We start from the raw sequence: 17,406 nt of genomic DNA on the forward strand, positions 1-17,406 counted from the left end.
ACCACCGCGCAACGGATCACTCACACCCCACACCACCATTTTCAGCCGCGCCAGCACCGCCGCCCCCGCACACATCGCACACGGTTCCTTCGTCACGTACATCACCGCCCCCTCCAGCCGCCAATCGCCCCTCGCCGCCGCCGCCTGCGTGATCGCCAGAATCTCTGCGTGCGCGGTCGGATCACGCAGCCGCTCCACCTGGTTTGCCGCTTTCGCGATCAGCCGCCCCTCGTGCACAATCACCGCGCCGACCGGCACTTCGCCATCCTCCCCCGCCGCGCGCGCCTGCGCAAGCGCGATCCGCATGAACCGCTCGTGACGCCGTCGCTCCGCACCCGCCTCGATCATCTCCGCACCCATGCCTTCTACCCTGCCGTGCCGCACCATGCGCCGCAACCCGCACACCGCAGCGTGCCGCGACGTCTCCCATTCTCGCCGGCGTACCCCGCGGCGCTTATACTCAACCGCAACACCCCAGACCACCAACGATGAGGATGACCGAGACGCAGCAGGCCGCCTTACGCACGCTCGCCGCTTTCCTGCGCGAGCGCAGCGTACGCATCGCGATCCTCCGCGGGTACGCCGGCACCGGCAAGACCACGTTGCTGGCCCAGCTCGCCCAGCTCGCCGAGCGAGACAACCGTCACGTCGTGCTGCTGGCGCCAACCGGCCGCGGTGCGCGCGTGCTCGCCACCGCAACAAGACGTCCTGCCGCCACAATCCACGCGCACATCTTCAGCCTGACCCAACTCGACACCCGCCGCACCTCGGACGACGAACCCGACACGCTCCACGCCGCGTTCCGCCTGCGCACCAATCACGACCGCGCTCCGACCCTCTATCTCGTCGACGAAGCCTCGATGATCTCCGACACCTTCTCTTCTTCGGAGACTCTGTGCTTCGGTTCAGGACGGCTGCTGGCCGACCTTCTCGAGTATGCGCTCTTCAGTTCGCCCGGCGACGGTCACCAGATCGTCTTCGCCGGCGACCCCGCACAACTACCACCGGTGGACCAATCCGAGTCCCCCGCACTCGAACCCGCATGGTTTCGCGAACATTACGGGCTGCAGCCGCTGGTGGTGGAGCTGACCGACATCGTCCGCCAGGCCGCCGAGCATCCCCTCCTTGAGCTGGCCACAGCGCTGCGCGACGGCTTGCGGTCGGAGTGCTTCTGCGACCTCCGCATCGCGGACGCACCGCCCGGACTGCAGCGCATTGGCGCGTTCGACCCCGCCGGGTGGGCCGCCCATCTGCGCGAGCGAGGTATGGCCTCCGCAGTGGTGATCACAGATTCCAACGCCCGGGCGCTGCGCTACAACCGCGCAATCCGCGCCGAGCTTCACGGCACACCGTCCGCACCCCCGCAGCCCGGTGACCGGCTCATTATCGCCGCGAACTCCCACTACAATGAGCTACCATTGCTCAACGGCGATCTCGTCGAAATCGTCGCGGCGGACCGCGAGGTGGAAATCGTCCAGCAGCCGCTCGCCGCCCGCGATCGCGACAGTGGCCGGAGAGTGATCCCGCTGATGTTCCGCCGCGTCGTGATCCGGCCGCCGAGCGCCAGTCCCACCACGAAGCTCGAACTACGCATTCTTGAAAATACGCTCGACTCCGAGGAGCGCGACATCTCGCGACTCGAACACCAGGCCCTCTATGTGCACTTCCGTCAGCGGTATCGCTCACTGGACCCGCGCTCGCCGGATTTCATCTCGACGTTGTTCCGTGACCCGTGGTTCACCGCGCTCCGCGTGAAATACGCATACGCGCTCACTGCCCATAAGGCTCAAGGCGGCGAATGGCCACGGGTGTTGGTGGACATGGCCACCGTCTGGCACCCCGCCACCGCCACATGGTTCCGATGGGCCTACACCGCGGTCACCCGCGCACGCGAGGAACTCCAGCTGCTCAACGCGCCCACCCTTTCGCCAGACCTCCGCGCGGAGCCAGCAGCCGCCGGCATCGTCCGCGTGTGCGACGCCATTCACCCCACCCTCCGTCCCGCCGATGCGGCTCTGCCGCCGGAATGGCTGGGCAGCACCGCCTTCCTCCGCGCCGCCACGCTCGAGATCCTTCACGCGCTGCGGGAAGCGGGCTTCGAAGCCACCGGTGTCGCTCACTACCCCTGGCTGATCCGCTTCGAACTTGTTCACGACAGGCGCCCGATCTCCGCGAACGTGCACTACAACGGCCAGCAGCGCCTCACCACGCTGGTCACTCCGCCACAGGCGGACCAGACCCTCGCCGACGCGCTGCGCACCGCGATCGCGCCCCTGCTCGGTCGGCCGTTCGTGCTGGACCACCTTGCGCTGCCGGTGCCATCGCCCGAACTTCCACCCCACTCGCCGTTGCCGGAAACCTGCCCTCACCCCGGCATGCGGCGATTCGATCAGCTCCATCGCGCAGCGCTCACCGGCCAGCCGCTGTCGATCACCGCCATCGAAGTGCTCGGACGCCACCAGCTCCGCTACACCTACCGCGACGCCAGCGGCGCGCAGGCGGTCATCAACTACTACTTCAACCGCGCCGGCGCGTGCACCAGCCACTCAGTGGACGCCCGGCGCACCACCGCCGCGGAACTGGCCGGCCGTATCCTCGCCCTGCGCCGGCCACTACGCGAGGCGCCCCAATGACCGCGCCGGTTTCCGTTCGTGAAGTCTACACCCTCCGCCGGGCCGACCGATTGAAAGAAGCCATCGCGGCGGCGCGCAGCCTCTTTCAACGGCACCCCTCCGATCCCAACACCCGCCACGCGCTCGCCTGGTGCCTGGTAAACCTCGCCTGGGCCGCACTCCGACGTGCCGACACCAACACCGCCCACGGCCATGTGGAAGATCTGGACCCACTGGTCGATTCCTCTGACGTGCAGTTCCATGATGCCCGCGCCCGCCTTCAGGACCGCCCTGCAGGCGACCCCCGTGCCCACGAGATCCTCAAACGGCTCGTGCAACTGGCCGGCGATTCCGCCGCCAGCAACCCCCTCCGGTCAGACTCTCCGCGAACGGAGGGACTCCGACTGCTGCGGCAGTACGCGCGGCTGACCGCATTGAAGCGGCCCGGCGGGATTCACTCTCAAATCCTCTCCACCGCGATCCGCCTCCACCGCCAGATCCCCCGCTTTGTCGCGTTTGCGCGGTGGTGGGACCCCGCCCATCTGCAGGAGGCCGATTGGCAGCGCCCCGCGAAAACCTCGGCGACGCGGTCATCTGACGCCCCGCCACGCTCGCTCGTTGAACGACTGATTGCCGCACTGGCCCACTACCGCCAACACCCCGACTTCACCCGCGACAACCTCGCACCATTCGAGCCCGTGTGGACCCGCGCGCTGCAGCGATTCCCCGACAACAACTGGCTGCTCTACCAGGTGGGCGTGATGCTCACCCGACTCGGCCGCGAAGCTGACGCACAGCCGCTGCTGCTCCGGTTTGTCGAGCGTCATCCGGATGACTGGTGGAGCTGGAGCGCGCTCGCGGAAGCGTACGCCGGTGAGCCACGCACTGCCGCTGCGCTGCTCGCCCGCGCGATCAGATCTGCAGCGCGCCAGCCGCATCCCGCGCAGCGTCTGCGCCGACAGCTTTCGGAATACGCGGCGCGTCTGGGACGACCCGAAGTCACCCGCGCGCTGTTGGCCAAGCCGGCCGTGCAGCAGCCCGCAGCCGGCCCCGCCCTAACTCACAAGCCCGACCAGGCCACCGACATGGCCGCGTTGGACTGGTGGATCGCCGAACTGGCCGCGCGCGCGGACGCGCTGGTGTTCCCCACCAATGTGCTCGGCGTCATCACACGCCATGACACCGCGCATCACCTCACCGTCATCGCGATCGGCCCCGCGAGAGTCGCACTCGGCCGTCGTCCCCTGTGGCCCGAGGTCGCCCTGCCGCGGCCGGGATCCAATGTGCTCGTCGCGCTGGCTGCCCCGCTCGAGCCCGGTCGACCGGCACTTGTCCAGGCCGACCGCTTCGTTGAGCGACCGCACCCTTCGGACTTCGCGCGCCGCATTTCCGGGCGTTTCCAGCGCCATCCCCGCGGGTTCGGCTTCGTTGGCGACATCTTCGTTCACGCGACCCATGCGCGCCATCTGGCCGACGGCGCCGTCCTGCGGGGTATCGCCACGCTCGACGCCCCCGCCCGTCATCCCGGCCGCCGGTCCTGGGCCGCGATCCCCATCGAGGTAGAGCCGGACACCCGCCCGCGCCGATCTGGAGACCTGCCATGCCCGGCCTGATCCTCATGACCCCCGGTACCCGCGTCTCGCTGGTCAGTGAACGGCTGCGCGTCACTGTTCCACCGCGCGATGGCGAGACCGAACCAAGCCACGTGGACCTTCACCTTCACGAGATCGACCACGTTGTCCTCACCACCCGCGTCGCGCTCACCGTTCCCGCCCTCGCGGAGCTGGCCGACCGTAACGTGCCGGTGTTGGTCATTTCCGGCGTCACCCACCGCATGGTCGCGCTGATCACACCGCCACCGCCCGTCAGTCCGGCCCGCGTCGCCCAATATGCCGCACTGCAGAATCCTAGCCGCGTCGGGCCCCTCGCCAACGCCCTCGTCGAGGCGAAGATTCGCAACCAGCGACGCATCCTGCAGCGGCTGGCGGCGCACCGCACCGAGATCCTCGCATCGGGGGCGCTCGAAGCGCTGCGGCAGTTGGCGGACCGCGCAGCAAACATTCCGCCGGGCGGCCTGGACGCGCTGCTGGGCCTGGAGGGCTCCGCCGCCGCGGAGTACTTTTCGCTGTTCGCCGCCTTTTTCCCGCCGCACGCGCCGATGGCCACGCGCTCCCGGCGCCCGCCCCGCGATCCCCCGAACGCGGTGCTCTCCTACGGCTACACGATCCTCGCCGGCGAAATGATCTGCGCCATCCTCGCCGCCGGCCTCGACCCCGCGCTCGGGTTCTACCACGATGCCGCTCGCAACCGCGCCGCGCTCGCGCTGGACCTCATCGAACCGTTCCGAGCCCCTCTGGTGGATGCGCTGGCCCTCGACCTCTTCAGCCACCACGTGCTCGAGCCGGACGAACACTTCCAGCGCGACGGCGAGGCGGTCTATCTGAACGCCGATGGTCGGCGCAAGTTCCATGCCGCCTACGAACGCCGAATGACCCGCCCGTTCACCCCCTCCGGTGCAGAGTCTCCGACCACCTTCCGAGATCTTCTCTACCAGCAGGCCCGTGACTTCCGTCGCGACATTCTGGGAGAGGCCAGATGGACGCCCTTCCGGATGCCTTGAACCCAACCCCCGGCGGCGGCAACGCCTGCGCGCCTCTCGTGCACAACATCGTCGCCGGCTGGTGGGAACAGGCCTTCAGCACCGAACCGTCCGACGAAGACCAGAGGGAATGGACCATGCTCATGGTGGTTGCCTACGACATCCGCGACCCGCGCCGGCTCGCCCGCGTCGCGCGCCACTGCGAGGACTACGGCGGTCGCGTCCAGTACTCCGTTTTCGAGGTCCGCCTGACCGCCGACCGTTTCGACCATTTCTGGGAAGAAATCCAGCGGCTGATCGATCCCCGCGAAGACCGGCTGGTGGCCTACCGAGTTTGTCAGGAGTGCGCTCGCAAGATCCGCATCAGCGGCACCCAAACCCTCACCCCGGAGTCGCCTTCTGCCTTCATCTTTTGACCGGCGTTGGTCCCAGCGCCTGCGCGGCCGTCCCCCGGTTGCCCCTCACACGCCGCTGTGGTAGCGTGCCCGGACGAGGCGGGACCGGACCGGGTCCTGCGCGGCGGTGCGCGACCGAACCCCGTCAGGCCCGGAAGGGAGCAGCGGTAAGGCCGCCGTGCCGAGCGCCGCAGAGCGCCCGGTCCGCCCGCTTTGCCCTCCGCGGTGCGAGCCGGCAGGCGGACTCATGGCATACGAAGTTCTGGCGCGCAAGTGGCGGCCCCGTCAGTTCGATGACGTGGTCGGGCAGCATCACGTCACCCGTACGCTCGTCAATGCGATCACCACCGGCCGCATCGCGCACGCGTACCTCTTCGTCGGCCCGCGCGGCATCGGCAAAACCTCGATCGCCCGCATCTTCGCACGCGCGCTGAACTGCGCGCAGGGCCCCACGCCCCGGCCCTGTGATCGCTGCCCCTCCTGCACCGACATTGCGGCCGGCGCCTCGCTCGATGTGATCGAAATTGACGGCGCATCGAACAACAGCGTCGACCAGGTGCGGGAACTGCGCGACACCGCGCGCTTCGCGCCCGCGCGGGACCGGTTCAAAATCTACATCATTGACGAAGTCCACATGCTCACGATCGGCGCGTTCAATGCGCTGCTGAAAACGCTCGAAGAGCCTCCCGCACACGTGAAGTTCTTCTTCGCCACCACCGAAGCGCACAAGGTTCCCGCGACGATCCTCTCGCGCTGTCAGCGGTTCGATCTACGCCGCATCTCCACGGCGGACATCGCCGCGCAGCTGGGCCGTATCGCCGAGGCGGAGGGCATTCAGATCGACGCGGAAGCCCGGCGCGCGATCGCCCGGCTCGCCGACGGCGCGCTGCGCGATGCGGAGTCCGCACTCGACCAGCTCGTCGCGTTCTGTGGGCGCAACATCACCGAGGAGGACGTTCTCTCCGTTTTCGGGCTGACCTCGCGCCATCACCTTGAACACATCGCGGACGCCGTCATTCGCGGAGATGCCGCCGGACTGCTGGCGGCGGTCGCCCAGCTCGATGCGGCGGGCAGGAACCTCGCGCGGCTGCCGCTGGAACTCGTCGAACACTTTCGCAACGTGCTGAGTGCCGCCGCAACCGGTGAGGCGGTGGACGCACCGCCGGATGAGGCCGAGATCTGGCGCCGCCAGGCCGCCGCCGCAGGCGTCGAGCGGTTGCTGCGCATCGTCGAGGTGCTGGTCGAGTCGGAGGCGCGGGTGCGGCAGTCACTTTCGCCCCGCACCGCGCTCGAGATCACACTGCTGCGTTGTGCGAGGATCGCGAGCGGTCCCACGCTGGAGGCGGTCCTGCAGCGGTTGGATGAGTGCGTGGCGATGTTGAGCGGGACCACGGAGCCCAGTGCCGGCGAAAGTGGCGCGTCGACCGCAGCGGCGTCAACGCCGGCAACCAGCCGGGTCACCGAAGCGCCGCCAGAGGGCCGGCCGGGCGACGCATGGGCCGCGGCGGTGAGCGCGCTCGGCGACGCCGATCCCTCGTTGCGTCCGCTGCTGCGCGATTCGGTGCTGCAGCCGCTTCCCCCCGGTCGTGCGCGCATTCTGCTGCACGGCACACCAGCCTCCGCAGATCATCTTCAGCCCCGACAGCGGCGCATGATCGCGAAGGCGGTGGCCCGGGTGCTCGGCCGCGAAGCCGAGATCGAGTTTGCCGCCGCTAGCCCTGGCGACCCACTCCCGCCCACCACGGCGCGCCCGGCCGCGGAGACCCCGCTGCTACCGGCGGAGGTGGAAGCGCGGCGCGCCGCGCGCGAGCAGCGCATGAATGAAGGCCGGGTGACCGCCTTCCTGGAACGCTTCAACGGCCGCATTGAGGAGGTCGAAGACTGAACGCAGCGGAACGGTGGAGATTCCGATGAACCTGTTTTCCGCGATGCGGCAGGCCGCAGCATTGCAACAAAAGATGGCTGAGGTGCACGCGCGCCTCGCGGCGCAAACAGTGGAGTTTTCCAGCGGCGGAGGCGCGGTGAGCGTCACCGTACGCGGCGATCTGGAGGTCGTCGCGGTCCGGATCCGGCCCGACGTGATGCACGCGGCCGACCCGGCGCTGCTGGAGGACATGGTACGCGCGGCGGTGAACGGCGGGCTGCGCGCGGCCCGTGAAATGATGGAGCGCGAGTTCGCCGCAGTCGCGCAACAGCTGGGACTGCCGCCGGGCGCCGTGCCCAACCGCTAAACGTCGTGTCGCAATGATCGAACCTCTGGAGCGTCTGATCGAGGTGTTTGCCCGGCTGCCCGGTCTTGGCCGGCGCTCGGCCGAGCGCATCGCGCTGCGACTGGCGCGCGACCGCAGCCGCGCGCTCGCCGACGAACTGCTGGCGGTGCTCACCGAGTTTCGCCAGCGCGTGGCTCAGTGTCGGATGTGTGGCGGCGTCACCACCGTCGAGGCAAACCCCTGCACCCTGTGCACCGACCCCCGCCGCGACCCCACCGTGCTGTGCGTGGTCGAGGACCCCGCCGACATCGCCGCGATCGAGGCGAGCGGCGCGTTCACGGGCCGGTATCACGCACTGCTCGGGCGGCTCTCGGCCGTGCGCGGTGAGGGCCGCCGCCACATCCGCGCCGATGAGCTGTTCCGCCGCGTGGCCGAGGAACACATCGAGGAGGTCGTGATCGCGCTGGACACCGATGCGGAAAGCGAGGCCACCGCCCGATGGCTCGCAGAACGGCTCGCGGCGCAGCGCGTGCGTACCACGCGTCTGGCCTGCGGCCTTCCGGTGGGCAGCGGGATCGCCTATTCGGATCCCCAGACGCTCGAACAGGCAATCCGCCGGCGCGTCCCATTCTGAACGGAGGCGCCGCCGTGCATCGCCTCACGCTCCACATCGAAAGTCCCGCGCTGAACCGGCCGCTGCGCGCACACGTGCTTTGCCCCGCAGGACGCGGGCCCTTCCGCGTGCTGTACCTGTTGCATGGACTGGGCGCCGACGCAGACGTCTGGCGCTTTTACGATGTCGAAACCCTCGCCGCTCCCCTCCGGCTGATGGTTGTGATGCCCGATGGCGGCGCCTCGTACTACGTGAACGACCCCCGGCCGGCGGGGCTCGGGCACTGGGAGGACGCGCTGATGCGTGACCTGCGAGGGGCGGTCGATCGGCTGTTCCGAACACTCGACAACCGCGGCGGCCGCGCGGTCGCCGGCATCAGCATGGGCGGGTATGGCGCGGTGATGCTCGCGCTCCGGCACCCGCACCTCTTCGCCGTGGCGGCGGGCCTTTCCGGTTCACTCTATTTCGGCCACGCGCCTCACCCTCGAGGCCAGCCGTTTCAAACGGAACTGTCCGCCGCACTTCCGACCGGCGCCTACGATGTGTTCGCGCTGGCCGAGCAGATCGTACGTCTTCGCGCGCCGAAGCCCGCCCTGTGGCTCGCTTGTGGCACCGAAGACGGCCACCTCGCCACCAACCGCGCGTTTCGCGATCACCTTGTTTCACTCGGCTGGCCGCCCGTGTACCTCGAGCGGCCCGGCGGGCACAACCGTGAATTCTGGCAGGCGTGTCTGCCGGACCTGTTCCAGTTCGTCGCCCAAAACCTCGCGCCGTCCGCTCCGGAACGAGAATGATCTGCCCCCTTGTTGGCCCCCCCGCAGGACGGCATCGCCAGACGTGAGCGTTCGCGACCGCGCGGCGGTGCAGCCAGCCCTCCCGTGGCGCGCAACGTGCCGCGTTCGAGTTCCGGACCCCAAGAACGAAGCACCTCAAGCCTTCACGACACGAAAGGACCGTCACTCCCCCGCCCTCCCGGCACCCCGCGCTACTGCGCCGACTCGGCCCGACCGCCGCCCCCGCCGCTTCCCGACAGCGAGGCGACCGACCTCACTCCTCGTCGTTCGCCAGCTTGCGGTACAACGTGGTCAAACTGATCTTCAGCGCGACCGCGGCAGCCTCCTTGTCGCCCCCCATGCGGTCCACGACCATCTTCACGTACTCACGTTCCTTCTGCCGCAAAAACGCCTTGAGCGACCGTCCCCGAAACTCGTCCGGAGAAGGCTCACCGTGCGTCGCCGATCCGGGCGCCGTGGCGGCCGTCGCGTTCACAATGCGGGCAGGCAGCACGTCCGGCGTGATCGTGTCGCCCCGCATGAACGTCAGCGCATGGCGCACCGCGTTTTCAAGCTCGCGCACGTTCCCTGGCCACGAGTAGTGCTCGAACATCCACTCCACCCGTGGGTCGAGCTTCGGTATGGGCGCCCCCGCCGGCCGCTCGCGGCGCAGCACGTAGGACACTAGCGGCAGAATGTCCTCCCGGCGCTCGCGCAACGGCGGAATGCGGATCGGGATCACGCTCAGCCGGTAGTACAAATCCTCGCGGAACAGTCCCCGCGCAATCCGGTTCTCGAGCGGCTCGTTTGTCGCCGCAACCACCCGCACGTCCACCGGATACGATTCGGTGCCCCCGACCTTCCGGATCGTCTTGTCTTGCAGCACCCGCAGAAATTTCGCCTGAATGCTCGGCGGCATCGCGCCGATTTCGTCAAGAAAAATCGTGCCGCCGTCGGCGGCCTCGAACAGCCCCTGTTTGTCGCTCACCGCACCGGTGAACGCACCCTTCACGTGGCCGAACATTTCGGACTCGAGCAACGGCTCCGGCATCGCCGCGCAGTTGATGGGCACAAAGCTCTTCTTGCGCCGCAGACTCTGGTCATGAATCGCCCGCGCGACCACCTCCTTGCCCGTGCCGCTCTCGCCGATGATCAACACCGTCGAGTCGGTCGGCGCCACCCGGTTAATCACCTCGCAAATCTGACGCATTGCGGCACTCTCCGCGACCAGCGAGGGGATCGTTTGGCGGAGCCGGCTGCGCAGGTCCTCCCGTTCCAGCAGCAGGGCGCGGTACTTCAGCGCACGCTGCAGCGTCGCCAGTAGTTCGTCCATCTTGAAGGGCTTCGTGCAGTAGTCGAACGCACCGCCCTTCATCGCTTCAACCGCTGTTTTCACCGAGCCGTAACCGGTCAGCAGCACCACCGGCGTATTCGGGCACATCTCGTGGGCCCGGTGCAGCAGCTCGATGCCATCCACCGGTGCCATGTGGATGTCCGTGAGAATCAAATCGAACTCCTGCTTACGCAGCTCCTCCAACGCCTCCTCGCCGTTCGCGCGCGGCACGACCTCGTAGTCTTCTTTCCGGAGCATCGAGGATAGAACGCTCAGCACGCTCGGCTCGTCGTCCACCACCAGTATCTTCGGCATGTTCAGCCCGCTCCCAACAGACCCTGGCAGCCGCGGCCGCAGCTCCGGCAGCGGCCCGCTGTTCACACTATCAAGTTATCCCTAATTTTCAATAGCTCCTTTCAATTTTGAGTGCTGCGAACCATTTTTGACCTTTTGCAAATCAATTGTGAGGTGCCTGCAGAATTGATTCGGCCACAACGCGAAGCAAATCTCGTGGAAAAACGTCCGGTGCCACGCTCCCGGCTCCCGGCGTTCTCCTGCGTCGTCCACGCCAAACGAGCGCCGGCATCAACATTGGAACGCGGAAACGAACTCTCCGCGCTTGCGGGAAGAGGACCAGTGGCCCGAGCCGGCGATAAACCCCTGCGCAGCTTGATGCCGGCGTGAAGAGGATCGGGTCTGGCGCCCCGATCCGTTTTGCCCACACCTGCGGAACGTTCAGCGCCGGCGGACAACCAGCACCCAGTCGTGCTCTTCGCCGGAGCTCGGTGGCGTGAACATCGCGGGATCCTCCGCCGGGAACGGCGTGATTGCGCTCTTCGCGCCCGTGCGCGGATCATACCAGAACGCTTCTGCGGGCCGGCCGAACCGGTCCGCGCGGAAACGGATCGGCCGCCCCATGGGCGAATACACGATCGCCACCGACCCGTCGGCGGACGCACCCACCTGAATGTGCGCGTCACCTTCTCCGGCCTCACCCTCCAGCAGTTCCATTGCGGGCCGGTGATCGTGAAAACGGGTTTCTTCCACGAGACGACGCAGGTGAATCATCTGCGTCGCGCCGGGCGCGTGCAGCCGTTCGTACCACGGAATGTGCGCGCCCCAGCGGTAGGTTTCTCCCTTCCGGATCCAGCCAATGAAACTCCGATGGCCATAGGTGTGGCCGAAGCCGCCGGCCAGCACATTCCACCACGCCGCGCGCCGCACATCCCAAGGCCGGATTCGGATGTCCTGCCGCTCGGTCTGGCGCAACGAAAGCGATTCCTCATATGCGACCTCCGCATCGAGCACCGGCTTCGGCGGCGTCCGTGCGAAATCCCGCATCACGGTTCGCCAGTTTTCGAAGGAAAAGCGGGTGGTCGTCTGCACCATGTTGAAGTCGAGCCACGGCTCATCGTGTAGCCACGTCGCGGACGATTTGTCCCCGCCCGGCGGATGGAACGTAATCAGCACCGCATCCCAGGCGGCTCGGCCATCGAACGCGTCCGCCCCCGTCGCTCCATCCGCAATCCCTTCCGCCATCGCGCGGACTAGTGCCAGCCGCGATGGCGTGTCCACATTGCGGCCCTTCTGATACGCGTCGCCGCCCATCACCCAGATCACCGGCGCACGGCCCCAGCGCGAACCCAGAAACCTTCCGTAGCGGTACGCGACCGTCGGATCGCGCGCGAGTGGATCGTCATCCTCGACGTCGTTGAGCCAGACCGGCAGCGCGGCAATCCGCAGCCCGTGCCGCGCCGCCTCCTCGATGCACCAACCGATGTGGTCCCAAAAGTCATCGAACTCTCCCGGCCCCAGCGCCGGCCGTGACGCATCCCCTTCCACAAACGGGACATGCCCGTACGCGTTTTCCTGGTTGCGCTTCGGACCGCCACCTCCTCGGAACTCCCGAACGATCACCGACTGGATCACCGTAAATCCCTGCGCGGCGCGCGTGCGAAAGTAGAGGCTCACAGAGGGCTGGTTCGTGGTGTCCTCGCGCACGCTCTTGCCCAACATGTGCCAGGCCGTGTCGCCCAGCCAGAAGAATGGCGTGCCGTCGTCGTGCACCAGGTACCGGCCGTTCGCACTCACTTTCAGCGGACGCAGCCCCGCTGCCGAGGCGGGCACCGCCAGCGCCAACGCCACCACCCCCACTGTTCGCGCCCAACTCCTCATCACAGTCTCTCCGCTTGTACCGGCGGCCTTGAACCTGGCTCGGCCGCTCCCACAAACATCGCCGCCCCCCCGGCGGGCCATCACCGCGTCAGTCAGGGGGGCGGCGATTCAGCCAACGACCCTCCTGATGGCTAGGGCTGCTGGGGCTGCGCCGGTGCCGCAGCAGGAGCCGGCGCGGTTTCCGCCGCGGCCGGCGCCGCCGGAGCAGACTCCGCCGCCTGCGCCACGTTGGGCAGCTTGTGCAACACCACCGCAAGGATCGCGAGCACCACACAGGCCGGCAACAGCAGCTTCAACGCCTTCTGAACCGACGCGCCCTTCGCCATGTTGCCGATCGCCTTGGGCACAATCACCGCCCCGAGCAGACCCACCGCAAAAATAATGCCGAACAGACTGCCCGACCCGCCACCGAACTTTCCAAACGTCACGCCCACAGTGGTGGGAAAGGCCGGCGCAAACACCAGACCGGACGCCGCCGCCAGCGCAAACGCCGCGCCGCTGCCGCTCACGCCGGTCATGATCAGGATCACAATTGCCGCAATCACCGCCGAACCGGCGATCAGCCAGCCACCCGCGTTCGTGATCGGCGTCAGCCCCGTGATCAACCGGCCCACCATCATCGCAATTGCAAACACCGACAGCATCCGCGCCGCGGAGGCGTCCAACTGCGCGGTCGGCATGCCCGGCTGCGCCTTCGAGATCACTTCCTTGCCGAACGGCGCCAGCCAGTTCGTAAAGCTCGACTCCAGCGCGATGTAGCAGAACAACACCAGCGCGGCGACGATCGTCACCGGCTGCTTCAACAATGCAAACGCAGAGGCCAGTGTGAAGCCCTGAGCGGCCGGGTATTTCGCCGGGAACGTGAACAGAACCGGCACCAACAGAATGATGCCCAGCACTGAAACAGCCTTCTCATACGGAAGCTTCTGGAAGAGGAAGCTCACCACGAAGGGCGTCAGAAACAGGCCCAGCCCGAAACAAACATTCACCAGATTGTTTGCCGCAGCCGGGTTGTTTTTCAGCATCTGGCCCACCACCGCGGTACCCAGCACGTTGCCAGTGGTGTTGCAGGCCATCGCACCGATCCCCAACAGCACGCACGCGATCACCCCCGCGTTGTAGTTCTTCGCGTTCGCGAGAATCAGCACGCTGGCCGCCGCCGCCACAAACCCGATGATCGCCACCGCCTGAAACCCGAGCTTGTCCTGCAACGTGCCGACCACCAGGGACGCGATCAGACACGCGAACATGAAGGCGGAGATCATCGAACCAAATTTCGCGGAGTCAATGCTCATCCGCGGCATCATCTTCACCGCGATCGAGCCCAGCATCGCAAAGCACATGCCCAGCCCGAATGCGCCGCTTAGCCCCACGATCAACGTCCAGCCGTTGTGGTCCATATCCCTGCACTCCCCTTTCTACCGGCGCCGGCGGCCGGAGCCGTGCGGTCGGCCCCTCTCGCCCGACGGCCGTACACTGGCAACAATGTCAAAAAGGTTCAGATCGCGCAAGCAGCGAGCGCGCCTCCGTGAAAGCCGGCGCAAACCACCGAACGTCGCGATCGCGATAGTGCCGAAGAGAAGCTTCGCCGGCCGGGCCGAACAGGGTCGCGTTGATCCGAAGGCGCCGCCCCCCGGTCCCACCGCAAAGCACCTGGTCGATGCACCTCGCAGCCCCGTGGCTGTCGCCAGCGCAGGGAATGTCAACCGGCCGCTCTGTTGGCCCCTCTTGAACAGCAGGGTCGCGAGATTCATACTCCCTGGCATCCGCTTCGCGGCCACCAGAGACAAGGAGCACTGACCATGCCCTCGTGCCGGGTTTCTCGCCGTTCGTTCTTGCTCACGGCTGCGGGGGTGAGCTCCTTTTTGATTCTCCCGCGTCGTGCGCGTGGCGCAAACGAGCGGATCCGGGTCGGCTGTATCGGAATCGATGGCAAGGGACGCTCGGACGTGCTGTGGACCGCCGCCGCGGGCGCCGAAATCGCGGCATTGTGCGACGTTGTCGACCCTCGGCACGCCGCCGCGCGAAAACCACCCAAGGACGGCGAATCCCTGTTCCAAAAGTTCCCGGATGCGAAGTTCTTCACGGACTACCGAGAGATGCTTGAGGCGATGAGCGACCTCGACGCGGTGACGATCTCGACGCCGGACCACCATCACTTCCACGCCGCAATGCTCGCGATGCGGAAGGGACGTCATGTCTACTGCCAAAAACCCCTGGCGCACTCCGTGTGGGAGGCGCGCAGGATGGCCGAAACCGCCGGCGCGGCCGGCGTTGTCACGCAGATGGGTAACCAGGCCCATGCGGGGGAGCCGCTTCGTCGGGGAGTGGAGCTGGTGCGCGCAGGGGCGGTCGGCCCTGTGACCGAAGTCCATGCGTGGACCGACCGCCCGATCTGGCCGCAGGGTATGAGCGCGTGGCCGAAGGCCGAACCGGTGCCGGAGGGGCTCCACTGGGATCTCTGGATCGGGCCTGCACCGTTCCGTGAATACAGCGCCGCGATCGCACCGTTCAAGTGGCGCGGATGGTGGGACTTTGGCACCGGCGCGCTCGGCGACATGGGCTGTCACATCCTCGATCTGCCCGTCTGGGCGCTCGCAAAAGGGCCGCCCAACCGCGTTGAAGCCTGGTCGGAAGGGGGCACCGAGATTTCGGGGCCGCTGCGCTCGATCGTCACCTGGCACTTTCCCACTAGCTGGTTCGGCAGGCCGTTCAAACTGGTCTGGTACGACGGCGTCAAGGGCAAGGACGGCAAGTACGAGTTCGCCCCGCCGGAGGAGCTCTGGAAGGCGGACTTCCCGACGCCGGACCACGTGTTTCGGCGTTTCGATGTGATCCTGGTGGGCGAGAAGGGCCGGATGTTTTTCGGCCGTACCCGGACCGACTGGGTCTTCAAACCCGACTCCCTCAAAGACGAAATCGGCGACCCTCCGAACACGATACCCCGCGTGCCGCCCATCACGGCGGACGGAAAATATGGCGGCAGCGACCCCTCCGTCGTGGAGTGGCTCAATGGCATTCGGGGCGGGCCTGCGCCGCTGTCACGTTTCGAACTGTCCGGCCCGTTGACAGAAATTGTTCTGTTGGGCAACGTCGCAGTGCGGGTCGGTCGGCCCGTTGAATGGGATTCCGGGGGTTTGCGCGCGCGCAATGTGCCGGAGGCCGCGGCGTTGATCCGACGCCGCTACCGGTCGGGCTGGGAGATTGAGCCGGCAACCTGATCATTCGCCCGAGCTCAAGGCCGACGGAGCCGCCGATGTGTCTTTTCCGCTCGCATCGTCCGCCAAAGGTGGTGCCACCGGATATCGCGCTTCTGATCGCGGTCGCGGTGCATACCGCCGCTTCAGCGGAATGGGTGACGCTCCCCTATGCGCCGGCACCACCGGACAACCCGATGAAGGGCCTTGTGCCCTACGCCGGACACGCGCAGGACTTCCCCCACAGCCTCGAATTCCAATACTTCGGCCTGAACGAAATCCTCCGCGGGCCAGACGAGTTCGACTGGACGCCCATTGAACGTTTTCTGGAGGGTGCGGCCTCGCGGCGTTGCCAGGCCATCTTCCGCGTGTGGGTCGAATACCCCGGCCGCTCGAGCGGGGTTCCGGATTTTCTCCTCCGCGCCGGCGCGCGGATGCACGTATGGTCGAACGCTTTGTTCTCCGATGGGCGAACGATGTGGACGCCCGACTACTCAGATCTCCGGATCCGGGCCGCGATCACCAGCACAGTCGCCGCGCTGGGCCGCCGGTACGACAAGGATCCTCGCGTGGCCTATCTGACCGCAGGCTTCCTCGGCCACTGGGGTGAGTGGCACACCCATCCCCGGCGCGACCTTTGGGCGTCGAAGGAGGTCCAAACAGAGCTCATGGCCGCCTTCGAGCGGGCTTTCCGACATGTACCGGTCCTGCTGCGTTATCCCGCCGGCGCCGACGATCCCCAGTATGCCCCCAACCACGACCGGCCCTTCGGCTACCACGACGATTCCTTCGCCTATGCGACCCGGCAGACCGGCCGCTGCGATGACGAATGGTTTTTCCTCGCCCGGCTCCGCCGCGCCGGGCCATCCGCGCTGGAGCGCTGGCGCACCCATCCGATCGGCGGCGAAATCCGGCCCGAGGTCTGGGTGAAGGTGTGGGATCTGCCGCCAGGCACGCCGCCCGGCCAGGAGTTTTTCGAGTGCGTCGCGGAAACCCATGCGACGTGGCTGATGGATTCGAGCATCGCGCGGCCGCTGACCGCGCAACAGCGGGCGCGGGCGATCGAAGGCGCACGGCGGCTGGGCTACGAACTGCATGTGGAGCGAGCGGCGCTCGCGCTCGACGCCGCCGGCCGCCTGCAGGTCGCCATCGCGGTGCGCAACCGTGGCGTCGCCCCATGGTACGCCGACTGGCCCGTCGAGCTCGGTATCTTCAGCGATGCCGCAGAGCCCCTGAAGGTCTGGCGCACTGACTGGACGCTGCGCGGCATCCAGCCGGACGAGCCAGACGCTCGCCAGTTCCGCTTTCAAACTGACCAGCCGCTTCCCGCCGGCGTGCAGTTCGCCGCACTCCGGGTCCCACATCCCATGCCCGGCGGCCGGCCGCTCAGGTTTGCAAACCAGGCGCAGGATGCGGACCGACCCGGCTGGCTCACGCTCGGCCCCTGCCCTCCTCCGCCGCCCCCCCGCTGACCGGCCCTTTTTGCCAAACCGGTCCCG

At 67.4% G+C, this 17,406-nt stretch carries 14 protein-coding genes and 1 other RNA gene (1 of these 15 only partly in view); 11 read left to right on the forward strand and 4 right to left on the reverse strand.

The window, feature by feature from the left end:
- Positions 1-348, reverse strand: the 5' portion of a protein-coding gene (locus N2652_01400) for a nucleoside deaminase (GenBank protein ID MCX7817859.1). The gene continues 138 nt to the left of window position 1, outside the view; the window shows 348 of its 486 coding nt (coding positions 1-348); its start codon is at positions 346-348; its stop codon lies off the left edge, out of view.
- A 140-nt stretch (positions 349-488) separates the two neighbouring features.
- Between N2652_01400 and N2652_01405 the strand changes: the two genes are divergently transcribed.
- The 9 genes from N2652_01405 (at position 489) to N2652_01445 (ending at position 9,223) form a co-directional block, all read left to right on the forward strand.
- Positions 489-2,633, forward strand: a complete 2,145-nt coding sequence (locus tag N2652_01405) for an AAA family ATPase (GenBank protein ID MCX7817860.1) — start codon at positions 489-491, stop codon at positions 2,631-2,633.
- The gene (locus N2652_01410) at positions 2,630-4,225 is read left to right on the forward strand and encodes a hypothetical protein (protein ID MCX7817861.1); all 1,596 of its coding nucleotides are present in this window, start codon (positions 2,630-2,632) and stop codon (positions 4,223-4,225) included. The genes N2652_01405 and N2652_01410 overlap by 4 nt, the downstream gene beginning before the upstream one ends.
- Positions 4,213-5,232, forward strand: coding sequence for a CRISPR-associated endonuclease Cas1 (gene cas1, locus N2652_01415; GenBank protein ID MCX7817862.1), 1,020 nt, complete (start codon positions 4,213-4,215; stop codon positions 5,230-5,232). The genes N2652_01410 and cas1 overlap by 13 nt, the downstream gene beginning before the upstream one ends.
- Complete coding sequence (cas2, locus tag N2652_01420) at positions 5,208-5,627, forward strand: CRISPR-associated endonuclease Cas2 (protein ID MCX7817863.1); 420 nt, start codon at positions 5,208-5,210, stop codon at positions 5,625-5,627. The genes cas1 and cas2 overlap by 25 nt, the downstream gene beginning before the upstream one ends.
- Before the next feature lie 87 nt (positions 5,628-5,714).
- Positions 5,715-5,814, forward strand: an RNA gene (gene ffs, locus N2652_01425) — signal recognition particle sRNA small type.
- A gap of 39 nt (positions 5,815-5,853) precedes the next feature.
- Positions 5,854-7,491, forward strand: a complete 1,638-nt coding sequence (gene dnaX, locus N2652_01430) for a DNA polymerase III subunit gamma/tau (protein ID MCX7817864.1) — start codon at positions 5,854-5,856, stop codon at positions 7,489-7,491.
- Positions 7,492-7,516: 25 nt separating this feature from the next.
- The gene (locus N2652_01435) at positions 7,517-7,837 is read left to right on the forward strand and encodes a YbaB/EbfC family nucleoid-associated protein (GenBank protein MCX7817865.1); all 321 of its coding nucleotides are present in this window, start codon (positions 7,517-7,519) and stop codon (positions 7,835-7,837) included.
- Positions 7,838-7,850: 13 nt separating this feature from the next.
- Complete coding sequence (recR, locus tag N2652_01440; GenBank protein ID MCX7817866.1) at positions 7,851-8,450, forward strand: recombination mediator RecR; 600 nt, start codon at positions 7,851-7,853, stop codon at positions 8,448-8,450.
- Positions 8,451-8,464: 14 nt separating this feature from the next.
- On the forward strand, positions 8,465-9,223 hold the full coding sequence (locus N2652_01445; GenBank protein MCX7817867.1) for an esterase family protein: 759 nt from the start codon (positions 8,465-8,467) through the stop codon (positions 9,221-9,223).
- A 253-nt stretch (positions 9,224-9,476) separates the two neighbouring features.
- Here the strand turns inward: N2652_01445 and N2652_01450 are convergent, their stop codons facing one another.
- The 3 genes from N2652_01450 to N2652_01460 form a co-directional block, all read right to left on the reverse strand.
- Positions 9,477-10,850 (reverse strand): sigma-54 dependent transcriptional regulator, encoded by a 1,374-nt coding sequence (locus N2652_01450; GenBank protein ID MCX7817868.1) that lies wholly within the window; start codon positions 10,848-10,850, stop codon positions 9,477-9,479.
- Between the two features lie 420 nt (positions 10,851-11,270).
- Positions 11,271-12,710: a glycoside hydrolase family 140 protein gene (locus N2652_01455; GenBank protein ID MCX7817869.1), complete on the reverse strand. Its 1,440-nt coding sequence runs from the start codon at positions 12,708-12,710 to the stop codon at positions 11,271-11,273.
- A 131-nt stretch (positions 12,711-12,841) separates the two neighbouring features.
- Complete coding sequence (locus tag N2652_01460) at positions 12,842-14,110, reverse strand: MFS transporter (GenBank protein MCX7817870.1); 1,269 nt, start codon at positions 14,108-14,110, stop codon at positions 12,842-12,844.
- Between the two features lie 402 nt (positions 14,111-14,512).
- On the opposite strand from N2652_01460, the gene N2652_01465 reads away from it, so the two are divergent.
- Positions 14,513-15,931 carry a Gfo/Idh/MocA family oxidoreductase gene (locus N2652_01465; protein ID MCX7817871.1) on the forward strand — a complete coding sequence of 473 codons (1,419 nt, stop codon included), beginning with the start codon at positions 14,513-14,515 and terminating at the stop codon, positions 15,929-15,931.
- A 35-nt stretch (positions 15,932-15,966) separates the two neighbouring features.
- Positions 15,967-17,379, forward strand: a complete 1,413-nt coding sequence (locus tag N2652_01470; protein ID MCX7817872.1) for a DUF4832 domain-containing protein — start codon at positions 15,967-15,969, stop codon at positions 17,377-17,379.
- Positions 17,380-17,406 lie beyond the last annotated feature (27 nt).

The sequence above is a fragment of the Kiritimatiellia bacterium genome (genome assembly GCA_026417735.1).
Lineage (GTDB): Bacteria > Verrucomicrobiota > Kiritimatiellia > PWTM01 > PWTM01 > CAACVY01.

What these genes read in the sequence shown, in the direction of transcription:
- dnaX (MCX7817864.1), top strand. Translation starts at nt 5,854, where the DNA reads ATGGCATACGAAGTTCTGGCGCGCAAGTGGCGGCCCCGTCAGTTCGAT.
- N2652_01410 (MCX7817861.1), top strand. Translation starts at nt 2,630, where the DNA reads ATGACCGCGCCGGTTTCCGTTCGTGAAGTCTACACCCTCCGCCGGGCC.
- N2652_01405 (MCX7817860.1), top strand. Translation starts at nt 489, where the DNA reads ATGAGGATGACCGAGACGCAGCAGGCCGCCTTACGCACGCTCGCCGCT.
- N2652_01460 (MCX7817870.1), bottom strand. Translation starts at nt 14,110, where the DNA reads ATGGACCACAACGGCTGGACGTTGATCGTGGGGCTAAGCGGCGCATTC.
- N2652_01450 (MCX7817868.1), bottom strand. Translation starts at nt 10,850, where the DNA reads ATGCCGAAGATACTGGTGGTGGACGACGAGCCGAGCGTGCTGAGCGTT.
- N2652_01435 (MCX7817865.1), top strand. Translation starts at nt 7,517, where the DNA reads ATGAACCTGTTTTCCGCGATGCGGCAGGCCGCAGCATTGCAACAAAAG.
- cas2 (MCX7817863.1), top strand. Translation starts at nt 5,208, where the DNA reads ATGGACGCCCTTCCGGATGCCTTGAACCCAACCCCCGGCGGCGGCAAC.
- N2652_01465 (MCX7817871.1), top strand. Translation starts at nt 14,513, where the DNA reads ATGCCCTCGTGCCGGGTTTCTCGCCGTTCGTTCTTGCTCACGGCTGCG.
- cas1 (MCX7817862.1), top strand. Translation starts at nt 4,213, where the DNA reads ATGCCCGGCCTGATCCTCATGACCCCCGGTACCCGCGTCTCGCTGGTC.
- recR (MCX7817866.1), top strand. Translation starts at nt 7,851, where the DNA reads ATGATCGAACCTCTGGAGCGTCTGATCGAGGTGTTTGCCCGGCTGCCC.
- N2652_01470 (MCX7817872.1), top strand. Translation starts at nt 15,967, where the DNA reads ATGTGTCTTTTCCGCTCGCATCGTCCGCCAAAGGTGGTGCCACCGGAT.
- N2652_01455 (MCX7817869.1), bottom strand. Translation starts at nt 12,710, where the DNA reads ATGAGGAGTTGGGCGCGAACAGTGGGGGTGGTGGCGTTGGCGCTGGCG.